The sequence below is a fragment of the Mesorhizobium sp. 43Arga genome, assembly GCF_053714255.1.
Genome location: NZ_JBSKBO010000041.1, coordinates 1 through 1,486, shown reverse-complemented (window position 1 = coordinate 1,486; position 1,486 = coordinate 1). Strand labels below are relative to the sequence as shown.

2 protein-coding genes are annotated in these 1,486 nt (G+C 62.2%); both read right to left on the bottom strand.

Translation table 11 applies throughout. The features are described from left to right. Positions 1–1,301 (bottom strand): chaperonin GroEL (gene groL, locus ACWGS8_RS35115; protein ID WP_454585199.1); only part of this gene is annotated, 1,301 nt, incomplete at its 3' end. 62 nt (positions 1,302–1,363) lie between these two features. Beyond that, on the bottom strand, positions 1,364–1,486 hold a 123-nt coding region (locus ACWGS8_RS35110; RefSeq protein WP_419197530.1), incomplete at its 5' end, for a co-chaperone GroES.

Below are 1,486 nucleotides of genomic sequence, written 5' to 3'. Positions count from 1 at the left end.
TCGGCATTGGCGCCGGCAGCCTTGATGTTGGCCGAAGCGCGCAGCAGGGCCACGCCACCGCCGGCAACGATGCCTTCTTCCACGGCCGCGCGGGTCGCGTTCAGCGCATCGTCAACGCGGTCCTTCTTTTCCTTGACTTCGACTTCCGTCGCACCGCCTACGCGGATCACCGCAACGCCGCCCGCGAGCTTGGCGAGACGTTCCTGCAGCTTCTCCTTGTCGTAGTCCGAAGTGGTCTCTTCGATCTGCTGCTTGATCTGGGCGACGCGGCCCTGGATCTCGGCCTTCTTGCCGGCGCCGTCGACGATGGTGGTGTTCTCCTTGGAGATCGACACCTTCTTGGCGCGGCCGAGCATGTTGAGGCCGACATTTTCGAGCTTGATGCCGAGGTCTTCCGAGATGACCTGGCCACCGGTGAGGATAGCGATGTCTTCCAGCATGGCCTTGCGGCGATCACCGAAGCCCGGAGCCTTGACGGCGGCGATCTTCAGGCCGCCACGCAGCTTGTTGACGACCAGCGTGGCCAGGGCCTCGCCTTCGACGTCTTCCGAGATGATGAGCAGCGGCTTGGAGGTTTGCACGACGGCTTCGAGAACCGGCAGCATGGCCTGCAGGTTGGAGAGCTTCTTCTCGTGGAGCAGGATGTAGGCATCCTCGAGATCGGCAACCATCTTGTCGGCGTTGGTGACGAAGTAGGGCGAGAGGTAGCCGCGGTCGAACTGCATGCCTTCGACGACTTCGAGTTCGGTCTCGGCGGTCTTGGCTTCCTCAACCGTGATGACGCCTTCGTTGCCGACCTTCTGCATCGCTTCCGCGATCATCTTGCCGACCGACTCGTCGCCATTGGCCGAGATCGTGCCGACCTGGGCAACTTCCTCGGAGGTCTTGATCTTCTTGGCAGCCTTGCCGAGCGCCGCGACGACTTCTGTGACGGCGAGGTCGATGCCGCGCTTCAGGTCCATCGGGTTCATGCCGGCGGCAACCGACTTGTGGCCTTCCTGGACGATCGACTGCGCCAGAACGGTCGCGGTCGTGGTGCCGTCGCCGGCGATGTCGTTGGTCTTCGAAGCAACTTCGCGGACCATCTGCGCGCCCATGTTCTCGAACTTGTCCTCAAGCTCGATTTCCTTGGCGACGGTGACGCCGTCCTTGGTGATGCGCGGGGCGCCGAACGACTTGTCGATGACGACGTTGCGGCCCTTGGGGCCGAGCGTCACCTTCACTGCGTCGGCGAGGATGTTGACGCCGCGCAGCATGCGCTCACGGGCATCACGGGAGAATTTTACGTCTTTAGCAGCCATTTTTCAGCTCCTGGCAGGGGCTTGGGGTAAGCCCGGAATTCAGTTGACGGTGAGGCCGATGATCAGCCGATGATGCCCATGATGTCGGATTCCTTCATGATCAGAAGGTCTTCGCCATTGAGCTTGACTTCGGTGCCCGACCACTTGCCGAACAGGATGCGGTCGCCAGCCTTGACGTCCAGGGG